Annotated in this window: 17 protein-coding genes and 1 tRNA gene; 9 read left to right on the top strand and 9 right to left on the bottom strand. The window is 70.3% G+C overall.

Going from position 1 to position 18,024, the window contains the following annotated elements; genetic code table 11:
- The first annotated feature begins 175 nt into the window (after positions 1-175).
- The 7 genes from ASD13_RS03100 to ASD13_RS03130 are packed head-to-tail and all read left to right on the top strand — an operon-like array spanning position 176 to position 8,538.
- Positions 176-1,237 (top strand): iron-siderophore ABC transporter substrate-binding protein, encoded by a 1,062-nt coding sequence (locus tag ASD13_RS03100; RefSeq protein WP_055865660.1) that lies wholly within the window; start codon positions 176-178, stop codon positions 1,235-1,237.
- Positions 1,234-2,319 (top strand): FecCD family ABC transporter permease, encoded by a 1,086-nt coding sequence (locus ASD13_RS03105; RefSeq protein ID WP_082531374.1) that lies wholly within the window; start codon positions 1,234-1,236, stop codon positions 2,317-2,319. Before ASD13_RS03100 ends, ASD13_RS03105 begins: the two co-directional genes overlap by 4 nt.
- Positions 2,316-3,419 (top strand): FecCD family ABC transporter permease, encoded by a 1,104-nt coding sequence (locus ASD13_RS03110; protein ID WP_082531375.1) that lies wholly within the window; start codon positions 2,316-2,318, stop codon positions 3,417-3,419. The genes ASD13_RS03105 and ASD13_RS03110 overlap by 4 nt, the downstream gene beginning before the upstream one ends.
- Positions 3,420-3,430: 11 nt before the next feature.
- The gene (locus tag ASD13_RS03115; protein WP_055865663.1) at positions 3,431-4,219 is read left to right on the top strand and encodes an ABC transporter ATP-binding protein; all 789 of its coding nucleotides are present in this window, start codon (positions 3,431-3,433) and stop codon (positions 4,217-4,219) included.
- Entirely contained in the window at positions 4,216-5,853 is a 1,638-nt protein-coding gene (locus ASD13_RS03120; RefSeq protein ID WP_055865666.1) for an ABC transporter transmembrane domain-containing protein, read from the top strand. Before ASD13_RS03115 ends, ASD13_RS03120 begins: the two co-directional genes overlap by 4 nt.
- Positions 5,846-7,651: an ABC transporter ATP-binding protein gene (locus tag ASD13_RS03125; protein ID WP_162246277.1), complete on the top strand. Its 1,806-nt coding sequence runs from the start codon at positions 5,846-5,848 to the stop codon at positions 7,649-7,651. The genes ASD13_RS03120 and ASD13_RS03125 overlap by 8 nt, the downstream gene beginning before the upstream one ends.
- The gene (locus tag ASD13_RS03130) at positions 7,648-8,538 is read left to right on the top strand and encodes a siderophore-interacting protein (RefSeq protein WP_055865673.1); all 891 of its coding nucleotides are present in this window, start codon (positions 7,648-7,650) and stop codon (positions 8,536-8,538) included. Before ASD13_RS03125 ends, ASD13_RS03130 begins: the two co-directional genes overlap by 4 nt.
- Before the next feature lie 54 nt (positions 8,539-8,592).
- On the opposite strand, the gene ASD13_RS17320 is transcribed toward ASD13_RS03130, so the two are convergent.
- The 6 genes from ASD13_RS17320 to ASD13_RS03155 all read right to left on the bottom strand — a co-directional run bounded on the left by ASD13_RS17320 (position 8,593) and on the right by ASD13_RS03155 (position 14,695).
- Positions 8,593-8,668: transfer RNA gene (locus ASD13_RS17320), tRNA-Met, on the bottom strand.
- Positions 8,669-8,815: 147 nt separating this feature from the next.
- Positions 8,816-10,204 (bottom strand): DUF6716 putative glycosyltransferase, encoded by a 1,389-nt coding sequence (locus tag ASD13_RS03135; protein WP_055865676.1) that lies wholly within the window; start codon positions 10,202-10,204, stop codon positions 8,816-8,818.
- On the bottom strand, positions 10,201-11,073 hold the full coding sequence (locus ASD13_RS03140; RefSeq protein ID WP_017829251.1) for an N-acetylneuraminate synthase family protein: 873 nt from the start codon (positions 11,071-11,073) through the stop codon (positions 10,201-10,203). Before ASD13_RS03140 ends, ASD13_RS03135 begins: the two co-directional genes overlap by 4 nt.
- Positions 11,074-11,166: 93 nt before the next feature.
- On the bottom strand, positions 11,167-12,327 hold the full coding sequence (locus ASD13_RS03145) for an acylneuraminate cytidylyltransferase (protein ID WP_055866854.1): 1,161 nt from the start codon (positions 12,325-12,327) through the stop codon (positions 11,167-11,169).
- 32 nt (positions 12,328-12,359) lie between these two features.
- Positions 12,360-13,718: a polysialyltransferase family glycosyltransferase gene (locus ASD13_RS03150; RefSeq protein WP_055865678.1), complete on the bottom strand. Its 1,359-nt coding sequence runs from the start codon at positions 13,716-13,718 to the stop codon at positions 12,360-12,362.
- Positions 13,715-14,695 (bottom strand): glycosyltransferase family 2 protein, encoded by a 981-nt coding sequence (locus ASD13_RS03155; protein ID WP_055865682.1) that lies wholly within the window; start codon positions 14,693-14,695, stop codon positions 13,715-13,717. The genes ASD13_RS03150 and ASD13_RS03155 overlap by 4 nt, the downstream gene beginning before the upstream one ends.
- A 374-nt stretch (positions 14,696-15,069) precedes the next feature.
- Here ASD13_RS03155 and ASD13_RS03160 point away from each other — a divergent pair, with 374 nt between their 5' ends.
- Entirely contained in the window at positions 15,070-15,999 is a 930-nt protein-coding gene (locus ASD13_RS03160; RefSeq protein WP_055865685.1) for a hypothetical protein, read from the top strand.
- A gap of 9 nt (positions 16,000-16,008) precedes the next feature.
- Positions 16,009-16,311: a DUF4229 domain-containing protein gene (locus ASD13_RS03165; protein WP_055865688.1), complete on the top strand. Its 303-nt coding sequence runs from the start codon at positions 16,009-16,011 to the stop codon at positions 16,309-16,311.
- Between the two features lie 7 nt (positions 16,312-16,318).
- Here the strand turns inward: ASD13_RS03165 and ASD13_RS03170 are convergent, their stop codons facing one another.
- From ASD13_RS03170 to ASD13_RS03180, 3 genes are read right to left on the bottom strand one after another with little or no spacing between them, the layout of a single operon-like run.
- Entirely contained in the window at positions 16,319-17,293 is a 975-nt protein-coding gene (locus tag ASD13_RS03170) for a 1,4-dihydroxy-2-naphthoate polyprenyltransferase (protein ID WP_200942440.1), read from the bottom strand.
- 51 nt (positions 17,294-17,344) lie between these two features.
- Positions 17,345-17,635 carry a DUF4287 domain-containing protein gene (locus tag ASD13_RS03175; protein WP_017829257.1) on the bottom strand — a complete coding sequence of 97 codons (291 nt, stop codon included), beginning with the start codon at positions 17,633-17,635 and terminating at the stop codon, positions 17,345-17,347.
- A gap of 15 nt (positions 17,636-17,650) precedes the next feature.
- A complete protein-coding gene (locus ASD13_RS03180; RefSeq protein ID WP_017829258.1) occupies positions 17,651-18,013 on the bottom strand; it encodes a cupin domain-containing protein in 363 nt (120 codons plus the stop codon).
- Positions 18,014-18,024 lie beyond the last annotated feature (11 nt).

An 18,024-nucleotide genomic window follows, 5' to 3' on the forward strand; every position in this document is an offset into this window, starting at 1 on the left:
GACCGCGCATGGGCGACTGCGAGCCCTCTTTGTCGGTTCCGCGACATAAGTCGTCGCTCCCGCGACACTGGGCGTCGCATCCGCGTCCTAGCATCGATGTGTTAGGGCATGCTTACCTAACTTCTCGCCGCGTCGACGCGGCAAAACCCCTCCCCCCCCTTCCCGAAGGAGAACTATGTCGCACGCTTCTGCGCGCCCGAAGATCCGCCGAGGCTCGGCCCTCGTCGCTGCGGCCGTCGCCGCCGCCCTCACCCTCGCCGGATGCTCGTCCACCCCGGAAGAATCCCGCACCGACTCCACGGCAACGGACGGCGTCGTCATCGAGCACGGCCACGGGAAGACCGTGATCCCCGAGAAGCCGCAGCGCATCGTCACCCTCGGGTGGATGTCGGCGGACATCGTCGCCGCACTCGGCACCAACCCCGTCGGCATGGAAGAGGTCTGGGGCGCGGGCGAGAGCGGCTACCAGCCCTGGTTCGAGGACTACGTCACCGAGGAGTACGGCGAGACCCCCGAGATCATCCCGTTCCTCGAAGACGGCCCCAACTACGAGGCGATCAAGGAGCTCAAGCCCGACCTGATCCTGAGCCTCTACTCGGGAGTCTCCGACATCGAGTACGAGCGCCTCACCGAGATCGCCCCGACCGTCCCCTACATCGAGGGCCCCTGGAACCCGGGCACGTGGGAGGACATGACCCGCACGGTCGGCAAGGCGCTGTCGGAGGAGGACAAGGCCGACGAGCTGATCGCCGAGACCGAGGAGCAGATCACCACCCTCGCCGGCGCGCACCCCGAGTTCGAGGACAAGACGTTCGTGTGGGGTCTGACCCTGAACGAGGGCGGCACCGATCTGGGCGTCTACCTCGAGTACGACCCCCGCGTGCGCATCACCGAAGCACTCGGCTTCACCTCGACCTCGGCGATGGACAGCTTCCTCAAGACCGCCGAGGGCGACAACTGGTACACCGGCGTGAGCCTCGAGAACCTCTACGACGTGGAGGCCGACCTGTTCGCCGCCTGGGGCGGCAGCGCCGACGAAGGGGCCTACACGGTCGAGAACAAGGTGATGTCGCGCTGGAACCCGATCGCCAACGGCTCCTACGTGATCTACGGCGACGCCGCCGAGGCCTCGGCCATCAGCGCGCCCACCGTGCTCTCGCTGAAGTACGTCCTGCCGAAGTACGTCGACGACCTCGCCGCCGCGCTGCAGGGTGAACCGACCATCACCGGCAAGTGACCCCCGAGATGTCCCTGGCGACGCACGACGGCACGGACGTCTCGAACACGGGTGCGGGGAGTCGCACGGACGACTCCCCGCACCGCAACGGGACGCTCGTGACGGGACTGGTCATCTCCGTGGCGGTGCTGGTCATCGCCGCCATCGCCTCGCTCGCGGTCGGCAGCCGTGCGATCGACCCTGCCACCGTGCTGCAGTCCCTCTTCTCGTACGACGACGAGAACCCGCTTCACCTGATGATCATGGAGCTGCGCGTGCCCCGCACCCTGCTCGGCATCGTCGTGGGTGCTGCTCTCGCCGTGTGCGGTGGCCTGATCCAGGCGTTCACGCGCAACCCGCTGGCCGACCCCGGCATCCTCGGGGTCAACGCCGGTGCATCGTTCGCCGTCACCTTCGCGGTCGGCGTGCTCGGGTTCACCACCCCCGGCGCCTACGTGCCCTTCGCCCTCGGCGGAGCCTTCGTCCTCACCGTGCTCGTCTACATCCTCGGCTCGTTCGGCGCTTCGGGTGCGACCCCCATGAAGCTCACTCTCGCCGGCGTCGCCCTCGGCGCGGCCTTCACCGGATTCACCACCGCGATCGTGCTCCGCGACCACAGCACCCTGCAGGTCATGCGCTTCTGGGGTGTCGGCTCGATCGGCGGACGCACCCTCGACCAGCTCACCTGGGCCGTGCCCCTGATCGTCGCCGGCCTGCTGATCGGACTGCTGTGCGCGCGCTCCCTGAACGCCCTGGCCCTCGGCGACGACCTGGCGCAGGCCCTCGGCGCCCGTGTGCGGGTGACCCGCATCCTCGTCATCATCGCCGTCACCCTGCTGGCCGGGACCAGCGTCGCCGCCGCCGGCCCCATCGCCTTCGTCGGGCTCATGATCCCGCACGTCGTGCGCTGGTTCACCGGTCCCGATCAGCGCTGGGTGCTCGCCTACTCCATGATCATCGGCCCCGCCTTCCTGCTGTTCGCCGACATCCTCGGGCGCATCGTGCTCCCCAACGGCGAGATGCGCGTCGGCATCGTCACCGCCCTTCTCGGAGCCCCGATCCTGATCGTGCTCGTGCGCCGCAAGCGGGTGAGCGAGCTGTGAGCATCGACCAGAAGCCGGTCACCGCGCCGAGCTCGCCGACCCCGGCAGCCGTGTTCCCTCCCGTGGATCACGGGCGACGCCTGTTCCGGATCGAGACCTCGCGCATCGCCACGCTCATCCCCGTGCGCGCGGTCGTCGTCAGCGTCGTGCTCGTCGTCGTGATCATCGGAGCAGGTCTCGCCTCCATGACGCTCGGCGCCTACGAGGTCGACTTCGCCGCCGTCATCCGGGCGATCGTCGACCCGGCATCCGATCCCGACATCCGCCAGGTGGTGTTCGAGTGGCGCCTGCCGCGTGTGCTGTTCGCCGTGCTGTGCGGCGCGGCCCTCGCCCTCGCCGGTGGGATCTTCCAATCGCTCACACGCAACCCGCTCGGCTCCCCCGACATCATCGGCTTCGGCATCGGCGCGCAGTTCGGCGTGACGCTCGTGATGATCGTCTTCGAGCTGAACACCTACATGTTCAAGGCGGCGGGTGCGCTGATCGGCGGCCTGTTCACCGCGCTGCTGGTCTACGTGCTCGCCAACAAGAACACGATGTCGTCCTTCCGGCTCATCATCGTCGGCATCGGCGTCTCGGCCGGACTCGGATCGCTCACCTCGTGGATCCTGATCTCGGTCAGCGTCGAGAAGGCGATGATGGCGGCGACCTGGGGTGCGGGTTCGATCGCCTCGCTCGGCTTCGATCAGCTCATCCCGGCGGCGATCGTGTTCGCGATCGTGACCCTGCTGTCCCTCCCCCTCGCCCGCACGCTGCCGGTGCTCGAGATGGGCGACGATGCGGCGACCGCCCTCGGGATCAGTCCCGGTCGCACCCGCCTCGCGGCGATGGTGTTCGGTGTGGCCCTGGTGGCGCTCGTGACCGCCGCCGCCGGACCCATCTCGTTCATCGCCCTCGCGGCCCCGCAGATCTCGCAGCGCCTCACCCGCTCGAACACCCCGATGGGCACGGTGCCGGTGATGCTGACCGGCGCCGCTCTCGTGGTGGTGTCGGATGCGGTCGCCCAGCTCGTCGCCGTGCCCGTGGGCGTGGTGACGGTCTCGGTGGGCGGCCTCTACCTCGCCTGGCTGCTCGCCGCCCAGTACGCGCGCCGCACCTGAAAGGAACACCCATGACCGCTTCGTTGCTGGCCCGCGACATCACGCTGGGCTACGGGGAGACCCCGATCATCTCGGACCTCACGCTCGAGGTGCCCGACAACTCGTTCACGATCATCATCGGACCGAACGCGTGCGGCAAGTCGACCCTGCTGCGCGGATTCGCCCGATTGCTGCGCCCGACCACCGGTGCGGTGCTGCTCGACGGCGACGAGCTGCGTGCGCTCAAGCCGAAGGAGGCCGCCCGCAAGCTGGGGCTGCTCCCCCAGTCGTCGATCGCCCCCGACGGCATCACGGTCGCCGACCTCGTCGGTCGCGGGCGCTTCCCGCACCAGAGTGCCCTGCGCACATGGAGCAGCGCCGACGAGCGCGCCGTTTCCGAGGCCATGGCCGCAACCGGGGTCACCGACCTGTCGCGGCGCCTGGTCGACGAACTCTCGGGCGGGCAGCGGCAGCGCGTATGGGTGGCGATGGCCCTCGCGCAGCAGACCAAGCACCTGCTGCTCGACGAGCCGACGACCTTCCTCGACATCGCGCACCAGATCGACCTGATGGAGCTGTTCGCCGACCTGCACCGCGACGGCACGACACTCGTCGCCGTGCTGCACGACCTGAACCACGCCGCCCGCTACGCCACACACCTGGTGGCGATGCGCGACGGAGCCATCGTGGCGCAGGGCGACCCGCGCGAGATCATCACCGCCGAACTCGTGCAGGCCGTGTACGACCTGCCCTGCAGGGTGATCACCGACCCCGTCTCGGGAACCCCACTGGTGCTGCCGCTCGGACGGCGGACGCCGTGACGTCCACCCCGCGGAGGCTCTTCGGGATCGCGCTGAAGTCCGAGGGACGCGGTATCGCGCTCGCCGGGGCGACTGGTCTGCTCATCGTGCATGCACTGGCCGAGGCGACGATCCCCGTCATCATCGGCGCGACGATCGACCGCGCCGTGCTCCCCGCCGACCCCGCCGCCCTCGCGCTCTGGCTCGGCGTGCTGGTGGCCACGTTCCTCGTGCTGACCGCGAGCTACCAGTCGGCTTCCCGTCTCATGGTCTCGATCTACGGCTACGGCGAGCAGGCGCTGCGACACCTCACCCTCTCCCGCATGCTGCGCCCCCGGCTCTCCCGCCGCACGTTGACCCCCGGGGAGGCGCTCACCTTCGTCACCTCCGACACCTACCGCGTCGCGGGTGTCGCCTGGTCGGTGGCGCAGCAGTGCTCCACGATCGCCGCGATCATCGGAGCCGGACTCGCGATGCTGGTGATCTCACCCGTCGCGACCATCGTCGTGTTCGGCTCGACCGTCGCGATGATGTTCGTGATGCAGGTCGTCTCGCGTCCCCTCGAACGCCGGGGGTTCGCCGAGCAGCAGGCGGCGACCGAGGCAGGAGCGGTCGCCGCCGACTTCATGAGCGGATTCCGGGTGCTCGTGGGCATCGGTGCCCGTGAAGAGGCTGTGCGCAGGTACGTCGCCGCGAGTGATGCCTCTCGTCGGGCGGCCACGGCGGCCGGTCGTTCGCTCGCCTCGTATGAAGCCATCAGCGGCACGCTGGCTGCGGTCGCCACGACCGCGCTCGCGGGGATGTCGGCGTGGTTCGCCACTGAGGGCCGCATCAGCATCGGTGAGCTGGTCACGGTGCTCGGGCTCGCCCAGTTCATCAGCGGCTACCTGGCGTACGCCGGCTCGTTCCCCTCGAACTGGATCCACAAGCTCGCCTCGGCCAAGAGGCTCGCCGAGGTGATCGACGCCGAAGACCTGCTCGACCCTCCTGCGGCGTCTTCGACCCTGGCGGATGCGGCCGGTGATGTCGTGCTGACCTTCCGCGCGGGATCTTCCGCGGATCCGGTCGAGGTGCGGGGACGGGAGATGCTGGGCATCCGCCCCGCCGACAGCGACTCGGCACGTGCCCTCTCGCGTCTCCTGGGCCTGCGCACCCGGGTCGATCGCGGCCGGGTCGCGCTCGCGGTCGAGGGAGAGCTCCGCGACCTGACCGACCTCGACCCGGTGGAGTACCGGCGTCGGGTCATCGCCCCTCCCCACGGACAGACGATCGTGAGCGGGTCCCTGCGCGAGGCGGTGCGCGGTCACGGCGTGGAGGAGCCCGCGCACCCGCCCTTCATCGAGATGGCGGCGCTGCACGACACCGTGGTGCAGGTCGGCGGGTGGGAATCACAGGTCGGTGAAGCCGGACGCCGTCTCTCGGGCGGGCAGCGGCAGCGCATCGGCATCGCCCGCGCCCTGCATGCGGATGCCGATGTGCTGGTGCTCGACGAGCCGACCTCGGCCGTCGATGCCATCACCGAGGCGCACATCGCCCGCGCCCTCGCGGAGCACACCGAGACGGTGGTGGTGATCACCACTTCGCCGGTGCTTCTCGCAGCCTGCGATCGGATCATCGATCTCCCCTCCGAACGATCGGATGCGCACCATGCATGAGTCGAGCTCGACCACGGCCCTGCTGCCGATCGCCTCCAGCGCACGGGTGCGCGGCGTCGTCGGCGCACTGCTGCGGCAGCACCCCGGTCGCACGGCGGCTGTCGCCGCGCTCTTCCTCGCGGCATCCGCCCTGGGCATCGTGATGCCGACGTGCCTGGGACGCATCGTCGATGCCGTCTCCTCCGATGCCGGTTTCGCGATCATCGCCGCCTGGGTCGCCGGTGCGGGCCTCGGCGCGATCGGCGCCGCCGTGGTGATGCTGTGGGCGGTGCGGGTGCTGACCGGGCTGGTGCAGGACATGCTCGCGACCCTCCGCGAAGACGTGTTCGCCTCGGCGATGCGACTGCCGGTGAGCGAGGTCGACGACGGCGAGAGCGCCGACCTGCTCTCCCGGGTCACCGGCGATGTCGATGCGGTGGCCGAAGCCGGCGGGAACGTCGCCCCCACCCTGCTCTCGGCGGCGTTCGCGATCGGGGTCTCGGTGGTCGCGCTGACTGCACTCGACCCCTGGCTCGCGCTCGCAGGACTCGTCTCCGCTCCGTTCTACGTGCTCGGCACCCGGGCGTTCCTGCGCAGGTCGCGCGTGGTGTTCCGTGAGGTGCGGGTGCGCGAGGCCGCCCGCAGCCAGGCCGTGCTCGACGCGGTCGAGGGCATCGAGACCCTCACCGCCTTCAATGAGCAGGAGCACGCGCTCGATCGCGTGCGGGAGCGGGCAGAGGCGTCGATCCGGATGCAGATCGAGGGCGTGCGGGTGACGAACCGGCTGTTCCGCTGGATCAACGGCGGCGAGCTCGTCGGCCTGGCTGCGATCCTCGGCACCGGCTTCCTCCTGCAGTCCGCAGGAGCGATCACGGTGGGCGCTGTCACCACGGCGGCCCTGCTGTTCCACCGACTGTTCGGACCGGTCGGGCAGCTGATCTTCGGGCTCGACGACATCCAGCGGGCAGCCATCGGGCTCGCGCGACTCGTCGGGGTCATCGACCTCGCGCCCCCGGATGTCACGTCGCATCGGCAAGCGGATACCGCGCCGCAGTCCTGTGCGGGCATCGAGGTGCGCGGCGTCACGTTCCACTACCCGACCACCGGCCGCGGCATCAGCGACGTGAGCCTGCGCGTCGATCCGGGCACCACGGCGGCACTCGTCGGCACCTCGGGGTCGGGCAAGAGCACGCTCGCTCGCGTGATCGCCGGACATCACCCGCCCAGCTCGGGTAGCGTGCACCTCGCATCCGACAGGGAGGCGCCCTACTACCTGTCGCAGGAGCTGCACCATTTCCGGGGCACGATCGCCGACAACCTGCGGCTCGTCGCTCCCGAGGCGGACGACGACGACATGGTGGCGGCGCTGCGGGCGGTCGGCGCACAGTGGGCGATCGAGGCGCTGACCTCCGAGAACGAGGGCGCGGCGTCGGAGGCCGTCGTGCCGTTGGACGAAGGGCGCATCCAGCAGCTCGCGGTCGCCCGGGCCTTCCTCGCCGACCCGGATGTGGTGATCCTCGACGAAGCCACCGCCGATGTCGGACTCCACCACCGGGAGGCCGTGGAAGACGCGATCGCCGCGCTGCGCGAAGGACGCACGGCGCTGCTCATCGCGCATCGGCTGCAACAGGCCGTCTCCGCCGAGCAGATCATCGTGTTCGCCGACGGTCGGACGACGCAGCGCGGTACGCACGAGGAGCTGCTCGCCGCCGACGGGCTGTACCGAGACTCCTGGCTCGCCCAGACCCGCACCACTCCTATCCCCCCTTCCCCCATCCCCACGGGTCAGAACCCCGGCCCAGAGACGGAGACACCGTGAGCATCCACCGCGGCATCGTCAGCAGCACGACCACCCTCACCCCGACCCTCGTCCGCGTCACGCTCGGCGGCGAGGGGGTCGCCGACTTCCTCAGCACCGGCATCGGCGATGAGTATGTGCGGGTGTTCTTCCCGCACGGTGACGACCCGAAGGACGTGTCGCTGCCCGTGCCGGCGGGTGACTGGTGGGAGACGCCGGAGGGAGCCCCCGAGGCGCCGATGCGCACCTACACGATCAGCGGTGTGCGCCCGGATGCCGGCGAGCTCGACATCGACTTCGTGATCCATGCGGCGGGTGTCGCGGGCCCCTGGGCCGCGCGTGCGGAGCCGGGACACGTGCTCGGGCTGAACTCCCCGACCGGCCTGTACTCACCGCCGGAGGGCATCACGTGGCAGGTGCTCGTCGCCGATCTGACCGGGCTTCCGGCCGTGGCGCGCATCATCGCCGAGGCTCCCGAGGGCGTGCGCACCCGGGTCGTGCTCGAGGTGCCGAGCGAGGCGGATCGCGTCGCCCTCACGACGGGCGCGGATGTCGAGGTCACCTGGGTGGTCGGCGGCAACGGCCATGGCCCCAGCGCGCTCGGTCCGCTCGTGCGCGGCATCGTCGACGACCGCCTCCCGCTCGACGAGGGTTATGTGTGGGTGGCCGGTGAGACCGTGGCACTGCGCGACGTGCGCAAGTACCTGCGCAAGGAGCTCGGTCTGCCCGCGACCCGCTTCAAGGTCGTCGGCTACTGGACGCCGGTCGCCGCCTGGGACGAGAAGTTCGCTGCGCTCCCCGACTCCGTGCAGAAGGAGCTGGACGCGATCTGGGCCGATGCCGACGGCGATGAGCCCGAAGACGTGCAGGTGCGCTTCGAGGAGCGGCTGGACCAACTGGGGTTGTGAACCGTCGTCTGCGCTTCCCCTACCCTGACCGGAGCGGGGCCGACACTGTCGAAGTGGACGCGACGGCGGGAGTCGAACCCGCAACGCCTTCAGGTATGAACTGAGGCCCGGGACCGCCCGGATCGCCGCGATGAGATCGACGTTACCCGGCCGTGATCTTTCCCGCCAGGATCATTGCCTGGGATAACACCATGAGTCCGCGGATGACGGACACCGGACATCCGCGGAGCGCAGGATGGCGCACCTCGGACGCTGAGCGCACCGACGCCCCGAAGGTTCAGCGCCGGAGGGAGTCGTCGAACGGGTTCGGCTCGAGCGTGTAGTCGGTCGAGGCGTCGGCCCAGGTGCCGCCGCCCGACGGCGGCCTGCGCCGACGCAGCGCGGCGAGTGCCCTGGTCGCCGGAGAGCCCACGGCGAGCGCCAGAGCCCCCTGCACCGTGGGGTCTTCCGCACCGAGCACACTCGCCCGATGCCAGGCCTCGTGCAGTGAGCCACCGCGGGCCGCGGGCACACGACGGGCCGGCAGAGCCCCGGAGCGCCGCAGCGCCACGAGCCGTTCCACCCGCTCCCACCACGTCGACTCGCCCTCGGGGTGGAAGTAGTTGTCTCGAAGCCAGTCGGGATGCGGATGCCGGAAGCGCCCGGCCACGACCTCGCTGCGGCCGCCGAGCAGTCCACTGCCCACGAACACCGTGTTCAGCAGGCTCTTGCTCACGCCGAAGGAGTCGAGCGCGATCACGGGCACGCCGAGCGCCGTGGCCTCGATCGCGGCCGTGGAACTCACCGTGACCAGACCCGCCGCCGTCTCCAGCGCGGTGCTCATCGAGTCGTAGGAGTAGACGAGGTTCTTCGGAACACGCGACGGCAGCAGCCCGGCGTACGGGTCACGTTCCCGGTGCGTCTCCGACTCCCCCGGCCGCGACCGCAGCTTCACCACCACGCGGCGTCCTGGCTCCGCTTCGGCGGCCCGCACGAGCACGGCCGCGATCTCGGCGCGCTCCTCCCTCGCGACGGGCACGAGCGCCTGCGCGGCGAAGACGATGTCCGTCGCCGGCGGCTTGACCGGAGCGGTCTGCGGAGGGCGTTCGGCGACCGCCACACCACCGCGCCGCGCGGCCACGGCGTCGATCCTCATGCGTTCGGGGCGCAGCATCCGCTCCCTCCGCCGGGCGAACGGGAGGGTCGCGAGCGCCACCGGCGTCTGCACACCGATCCTGCGGCCGAGGTCCTCGAAGGCCCGCACCTCACGGTGGGAGTGCACCACCAGCAGGTCGCTGTGGCGGCGATAGTCGAGTGCCCCGCGCTGGGCGGGGATCGCCATCCCGGGCAGCCCGGAGACCGTGACCGGCCGATGCTCCAACGTGTCGATCACGCGTCCCATCAGCCGCACGAACGGTCCGCGCCCCGCGAGCAGCACCACGTCAGGGCACTGCGCGGCCAGCCAGGCCGCCGTCTGCGCGAACCCGATGCGGGTGACGTCCCGCGGCCCGAGCGTCGTACCCGCGAGCGCGGTGCGCTGCTGCTCGACGCTGGCCGTGAGCGGGGTGCGCACGAGCAGCAGGTGCGGACGCAGCCCCGGCACGGACCCGAGCAGGGCGGCGGCCCACTTCACGAAGGAGTCGGCGTCCGCGATCGCGACGACACGGATGCCGGTGGCACCGCTCATACCGAGATGCGGCGCAGCTTCGCCATCGGCGCGCGCTCGCTGTCGAACACGCGCTTGACCCCGTCTCCGGTCGCACGCTCGATCACGCGGATGTCGCGCACGAGGTGCTCGAGGCCGGTCGGCTCGAGCGAGGCCGCGTGATCGGAGCCCCACATGGTGCGATCGAGCGTGATGTGGCGTTCGACGGCGACGGCGCCGATGGCCACGGCGGCGAGCGAGATCTGGAGTCCGCGCTCGTGCCCCGAGTAGCCCACGGGCACACCGGGGTAACGGTCGCGCAGTGTGGCGATCACCCGCAGGTTCGCCTCCTCAGGCTCCAGCGGGTAGGTCGAGGTGGCGTGCATGAGGACCACGCGATCGGTGCCGAGGGTGTCCAGCGCCCGGTCGATCTGCTCGATGGTCGACATGCCCGTGGAGAGGATGACAGGTTTGCCCGTCTCGCGCAGGGCGACCAGCAGCTCGGTGTCGGTGAGGCTGGCCGAGGCGACCTTGTGCGCCACGACACCCAGGTCTTCGAGGAAGGCGACGCTGGGCACGTCCCACGGCGAGGCGAACCAGTCCAGGCCGAGCATCGTGGCGTGGTCGCCGATCTCGACGTACTCGTCGCGGCCGAACTCGACCCGGCGGCGGTAGTCGAGGTAGCTCATCACGCCCCACGGCGTCTCGCGAGGGACATCGCGCATGTGCTCAGGAGTGGAGATCTCCGGCGTGCGCTTCTGGAACTTCACGGCGTCGGCACCGGCGCGAGCCGCGACGTCGATGAGCTTCTTGGCGATGTCCACGTCACCGTTGTGGTTCAGGCCGATCTCCGCGATGACGTAGGCAGGACGCCCGCCGCCGATCACTCGTGAGCCGATGCTGACAGTCATGATTCCTCCGGTGTTCGAGCGTTGGTGCAACCCCTCCCTCCTGAGTACGGGCCGAGGATGAACACCGGGCGACCACCGGGTTACCGGGATCGGTCAGCTCGACAACACCCGTTCGATCAGCTCCCGCACGGCGCCTTCTCCACCCCGACGGCTCAGCACGACACGGGCCTCTTCGAGCACCAGCGGATGCGCGTTCGCGACCGCGACCGGCCACCCCACGATCCGCATCGCCGGCAGGTCGTTGACGTCGTTGCCGAGGTAGGCGATGTCGGCGAGTGGCAGCTCGTTGTCCCGCGCCCAGTTGCGCAGCGCCTTCTCCTTGTCGTCGATGCCGTGCAGCACCGGCACCCGGAGCTTGTCGGCGCGGGCGCGGACCACCGGGTTGACCTCGGTCGACAGGATCAGCAGCGGCACACCGGCACGGCGCAGCAGCGCCACCCCCATGCCGTCTTCACGGCTCACCCGCACCCGCTCGCCCCCGTCGGCGTCGATGATCGCGGTGTCGTCGGTGTGAACGCCGTCGAAGTCGGTCACGACGGCGCGGACCGGGATGGGGCCGGGAACCTCATGCAGCGACGCGAGTGCACGGGCGGCGCGGAGCTGATCCGCATCATCGATCTCGATCGCTGTCCATTCCGGCACCGCGGCGATGCGGGTCCTGCCGAAGAAGCGATGCCTGCTCTCGCGGAAGCCCGCCGCACGGAACACATAGAACGCCCCGGTCTCAAGATGGTGGGGCTCGCGGTCCTGCCGGCGCGGGCGGTGCGCGGCCTCGTGATTGATCGCCACCGCGTCACCGCGGTCATCCTCCCGCCACAGGAACCCGTACGTCTCGTGGGCCGCGAACACGCTGTCGGCCCGGTCTGCGCGGATCTCCTCCACCGCCGCGGCGAGCGCGTCGCTCGGGATGAACGGTGATGTCGCCTGCAGGAACGCCACGATCCCGACGCTGTCTCCGCGTGCCTCGAGCTCGTCCAGCGCGTGCAGGAGCGCGCTCTCCGAGGTCGCCGTGTCTCCAGCGAGCTCGGCAGGGCGGCGGATGACACGGGCGCCCGCAGCCGTCGCCACCGCTGCGATCTCGTCATCGTCGGTGGAGACCACGACCAGGTCGATGCCGGAAGCTGCGGCCGCGGCGCGAACCGCGCGCTCGACCAACGGCACCCCGCCGACGCGCTGCAGGTTCTTGCGCGGCACCTGCTTCGACCCTCCGCGCGCCGGAATGATCGCCACCGTGCGGGGCTTCTGCTCGTCCATCGTCCACATCCTCGTCGTCGTCATCGTCATCGTCATCGGCCGCGTATCGCCCGCCAGGCGCGCCCGGCACGTCGCCGCGCGCCGAGGGCGTGGAGCCGCCACTCCTCGATCCTGCCCACTCCCCCGGCGGGACGCAGTGCACGACGCACGACGTTCTCGATCGGCGCGCCGGGCAGTCGCAGCTCGGCGAGCCGTCGGGGCGTGAAGTACCGATCGCGCTCATCCGGGTCGAGTCCGCGCAGCAGTTCCTCGGCGCGACCGCGCAGATGCCCGGCGATCTCCGGCTGCATGGCGTAGCCGACGGCGTCGATCAGCAGTTGCAGCCGCGCGGGATCGGCATACGGAGAGCCCTCGCGCGTGAGGGCGTCGACCAGGGTCGCGGGAATCCGGTTGCTGTTCTCGAACGGCGTCAGTGCGGCGAGGACGGTGTCGTTCCCCGCCGAGCCGATCGCCCGTCCGAAGAGGGTGTGCACGGTCGGCAGCGCCGTGGAGAACCCCGCGACGACGGCCACCGCGTCCAGCCGCTCGGCGAGCAGTTCGGCGGCGAGAGGCCCGCTGTACTCGACGAATTCGATACCGTGCGCGGCCGCGCGCCCTCTGACGGCTGCGGTCACCAGGGGCGGCGCGGCCGGATGCGGCTTGAACACGATGCGCTGCGGTGCCCACTGCGCGGCACGGTCGATCAGGCGCTTCTGCAGATCGATCTCCTCGGCCGGCGTCATCAGCCCGAGGGCCGACAGATACTGGCCGAGCACGAGCACCGTGGAGGCACCGTCGTCGCGGGGATCGCACGCGGTGGCATCCGTCTCCCGCAGCGCCGCGGCGAACGACGCCGGAGGCACCGGCACGACCTCTGCACGGGGAGACCCGACGAGGGGTCGCACTCCCGGCACGACGTCGGCGTGCACGACCCGCTCGATGCGTGCGGCGACGGGGTACGGCATCCGCACGCGCATCGGCGAGTAGGTCATGAGGCCGTCGCCGACGATCGTGATCCGCGCGTGGGGGAACAGCGCCATCAGGGTGCGGGCCGGCGCGACCTGCGGGCTCTGCACGAACAGCTCGAGGTCATGGGGGTCGATGTGCCAGGCGCGAGCGAACAGCCGTTCCAGCAGGGGGAGGTCGGCATCGGCCGGTTCCCAGGAGCTCGGATGCAGCGGGCCGAGCAGGTCCGCCAGTGGCTCGATGCGGTCGAAGCGCGCCCGCAGCGAGCGCAACCCCGGGTCCTCCGCGATCCCGACGACGGTCTCAGGCACACGGGAGGAGGTGAAGGGAACCAGGAGGCGCTCGCCCGCGGACACGGAGGACGGGGCATCGAGGAGTCCGGAATCGATCGCGGCGGCGGCGGTCGCGAGGCCGTAGCCGCTGTGCAGGGCGAAGATCTGCGTCATGCCGCCCTGCCCGTCTGCCGGAGGATGCGCGCGAGCACGCGGCGGCGCGGCCCGTCGAAGCGTCCCAGCACCGCGGTCACCTCGTCAGCGGGCAGTCGACCGAGCATGTCGCGGATCGCGGCCCGCATCTCCCTGCGCAGCGGCGGGCTCATCCGGCGGGCCCGCACGAGATGGTGGGAGCTGAGGGCGAGCGCCGTCCAGACGACCTTCGGCAGGAAGCGCTCGGCCTCCGCATCCTGCTCGACCACCGAGATGACCTCGTTCATCGCCCTGGCGAAGTCGAGCTGCCGGCGGTCACGCACCTGTGTGAGCGATGTGGCGACGCCACGGCGGTAGAGGAGGGCGGGCGCATCGACCACGGCGAACGATTCGGCCTGCAGGTGCAGTCGCCAGATCCAGGGCCGGTCCTCCGCCGTGAAGAGTCCCTCGGGGAATGCCGCCAAGCCGCTGTCGATGACCCTGCGGTGGAAGAGCCCGGCCCAGGCGTAGGGATAGTCGACCATGGTCGACTCGTTCTCGGGCAGGATCGCGTCTCGCGGCGAGGTCACCCGGTCGCGCCACGGGTGCGGTGCGCGGATGAGCGCCCGCTCGCCGCCGGTGACCGTGACGTGATCGGTGCGCACGAAGTCGCACTCGAGCTCGCGCAACCGCGACACCAGCACCTCGAGCCGTCGCGGCTGCATCCAGTCGTCGCCGTCGAGGAAGCAGAAGGCATCGCCCTCGACGTGCGCAAGCCCCTGGTTGCGGGCCGTCGCCAGCCCGCGTGCCGTCGGATTCCGCAGCACCGTGGCGTGCGGGAACCGCTGCGCGCACTGCTGCATGAGAGCACCCGTGTCGTCGCGGGATCCGTCGTCGATCGCGACGAGCTTGACGGCTGCGGCATCGTCGAACTGCCGGGTGAGCGTCTTGAGCGTCGTCCCGATGTACTCCCCGGCGTCTTTCGCGGGCAGGATGACGGTGAGGAGGGGTGTGCGCACAGGACTCCCGGAGACGGACGGTGTCCGGGAATGGTGCCAGGCGGTCGTTGCCGGATGGGGACGCGCAGGTGAACGACGAGTGTCCGCGAGACATGCGCGGGGCCGGCACTGCGGTGTGGTCCCGTACCCGAACGGGACCACACCTTCCAGTGCTCAGCACTGCCGAACGTGACACGTTCGGGATGCGGGATCGCGCAGATGCGATCCCGCCTGCCACGCGGCCGCCTGACCCCCATCAGGCGACCCCGAGACCGTTGTGGTCGCCGCGTCGACTTCGAGAAGACGAACGCGGCGCCACGGTAAAATAATACCCGCTGGAATGATGTGGGCGGTTCGGTTCGCACGCGCTCGCCGCATCGGCGACGATGGGGAGCATGCTCTGGCCCTTCGGATCGACCTGGCGCCCCGTGCGTCAGCGGCGTGGCGACACCGTCGATCTGCGATGGCTCAGCGCGAGGACCTGGACCAGACGCTGGTACCCGCAGGGGATCGACGTCGGCGAATGGCGCGGGCGGCGCACTCTGGCCGTCAGCTGGTTCCGACAGGAGCTCTCGGGGGAGCATCTCGCCTCCCGCGTGACCCTCATCGACCTGGCGCGCTCCCGTCATCTCGACGTCCTGCTCGCGGTCATCGACGACGATGGCGAACTCCAGCCGGCGCGGATCCACGCCGGCGGGCTCGCCTGGTTCGGGGATCGGCTGTTCGCGGCGGCGACCGGCCGCGGCATCTGGGAGTTCGACCTCTCCGACATCCGCGAGGTGCAGGGAGCACGGGCCCACCGGCTCGCCGGGGCCCGTCGTCGCGGCGGTCGCGGCACCGCGCTCATCGCGGTGCGCACCCGGGTGCATCCGATCCCGCTGCGCTGCTCGTACATCGGCCGCGTGTTCGACGACGGCGGCACCCCCCTCCCCCGCGTGCTCATCGGCGAGCACCGCACGGACGAGAGCGGACGGATCGGTGAGTTCTCGATCGCCGAGCACGTCGACGACGCATTCACCGAGGTGGACCGCTTCACCCCCGGCATCAAACGGATGCAGGGCGCGGTCCGCCGGGGGGACCACCACTTCGTCTCGCAGTCCGACCGCCTGCACCCCGGCACACTGTGGAGCGGTCGGCGCGACGCGCTGACCCCGGATCCCGTCCGACTCCCGGTCGGATGCGAGGACCTGGCCCTCGACCTCGAGGCCGGGCTGCTGTGGTCGCTCGGAGAGCACCCGTGGCGGCGCGTGGTGCGCGGTATCCCGCTCCACCGTCTCGGCATCGCCTCCGGCACCGGCGACGGAGCCTCTTCGCGGCGAACGTAGACTGGAGAGGTGAAGAAGCCCGCGCCTTTCCTCGTCTACACCGTGCTGCGGCTGCTGGCGTTCCTCGTCCCGCTCGCCATCCTCTGGATCTTCCCGATCTTCCGAGAGTTCTGGTGGCTGGCCGCGATCTTCGCCGCACTGATCGGCATGAGCATCTCGATGCTGTTCCTGCGCACGCCGCTGACGGATGCCTCCGCCCGGCTGCAGGAGCGCCGCGAGAGCCGTTCCTCCGGCGGCCAGGCCGACGCGGACGCCGAGGACGAGGCGATCGAAGGCTCGACCGACCCCGTCGACGGCGACGCCAAGGCCTGAGGCCGGCTCAGCCCACGAACGCCCAGAACAGGGCACCTGCGTACAGCAGCGACGTCAGCGACGTGAGCGCGAGTGCGGTGACCAGCTCCTTCGGCTGACGGTAGGACCAGACGATCGCGATCGCCGGGAGCCCCGCGAGCAGAGCCAGCAGTGAGATCCACGCGATCGGGAACAGCAGGGCCAGGAAGGCCGCGATGCCGAACGGCGCGAGCACGAAGAGCGTGAACAGCACCTGGGTCGCCCTGCGCCCGATCAGCACCGTCAGGGTGCGCTTGCCGACCTCGCGGTCCTGGTCGATGTCGCGCAGGTTGTTCGCGAGCAGCACCGCACAGGCGAACAGCCCCGCGGCGATCGCACCGAGCCAGGCCTGCTGCGGCAGGGAGAAGATCTGCACCCAGGTCGTGCCGAGCGTGGCGACGAGCCCGAAGAAGACGAAAACGAAGACCTCGCCGAGTCCGGCGTAGCCGTAGGGGCGCTTGCCGCCGGTGTAGAACCATGCGGCGACGATGCAGGCCGCGCCCACCGCGAGCATCCACCACTGACCGGTGCGCACCACGATCGCCAGACCCACGAGGCCGGCAAGCGCGAAGAACACGAGTCCGATGATCAGGACCGTGCGAGGCTTCACCCGCCCGGAGGCGGTGAGACGCGCGGGACCGACCCGGTGGGCGTCGGTGCCGCGGACGCCGTCGCTGTAGTCGTTCGTGAAGTTCACGCCGATCTGCAGCAGCACCGCGACGGCGAGGCAGGCGAGCGCGATGACCCAGTGGAACTCGGGTCCGGTGCTGCGCGCGGCTCCCGTGCCGATCACGACCGGTGCAATCGCGAGAGGGAGGGTGCGCAGACGAGCCGCCCCGATCCAGTCGGCAGCCGTCACCGGGCCTGCTTCGACGGCAGGACGCTTCGCCGGGTTGCCGCTCGTGCGGACCGGCGTGCGCTTCGCGGTCGGGGTCTTCTTCTTGCGCTGGGAGGATGCTGCCACGCAGGGAATCCTACTGGCCGGGCCCATGCCCGACCTCAGCGGGACGACGGATCAGGCGTTCGGGTTGCTGTCCTTGCCGTCGAGCCACAGGGTGTCGGACGCATCGCCATGAGCGCCACCCTTGCCCACGTGCTTGTCGCTGATCTGCGGCCCCTTGGTGATCACGTGCACGAGTGCCATCGCGTGCCCCTGACCCAGCTGGTAGTCCTCTTTCAGCCAGGCGACGATCGGCGTCGCCTTGGTCGTCTGGTCGAACCCCTTCTCGGTGGCGAGTTCGATGAACTGCCGCGGGGTGAGACCGGTCTTGGTCTCGATGTTGTCGAGGTATGCCTGGAAGGACATGTGTGCTCCTGATGGTCAGTCCTCGTCGAGGAAGGTCTGGATGATGGTGGCGGAGGCGTGGACGCCGATGATCGTGAGAACCCCGTCCCCCACGTTGGTGAAGCGGTGCGGGATGAAAGCGGGGCCGGTGGCGGTGTCTCCCGCTCCGGCCACGAAAGTCTCCTCGCCCACTGTGATGGAGGCAACACCCTCGATCACGACCCAGGTCTCAGGATAGGGATGCCAGTGCAGCCCCGGCCCCTCCCCCGGCTGGTTCTCGACGAAGAAGTACGACACCTCGGCACCGTGCTCGGCCCCGACGAACCTGCGGCTGCGCCCCGAGCCGATGCGGATGTCACTCCCGGCGACGATCCCCGAATGAGGTGATGTGCTGTTCATGATTCCAGTCT

This window comes from Microbacterium sp. Root1433D1, from assembly GCF_001426835.1.
Lineage (GTDB): Bacteria > Actinomycetota > Actinomycetes > Actinomycetales > Microbacteriaceae > Microbacterium > Microbacterium maritypicum.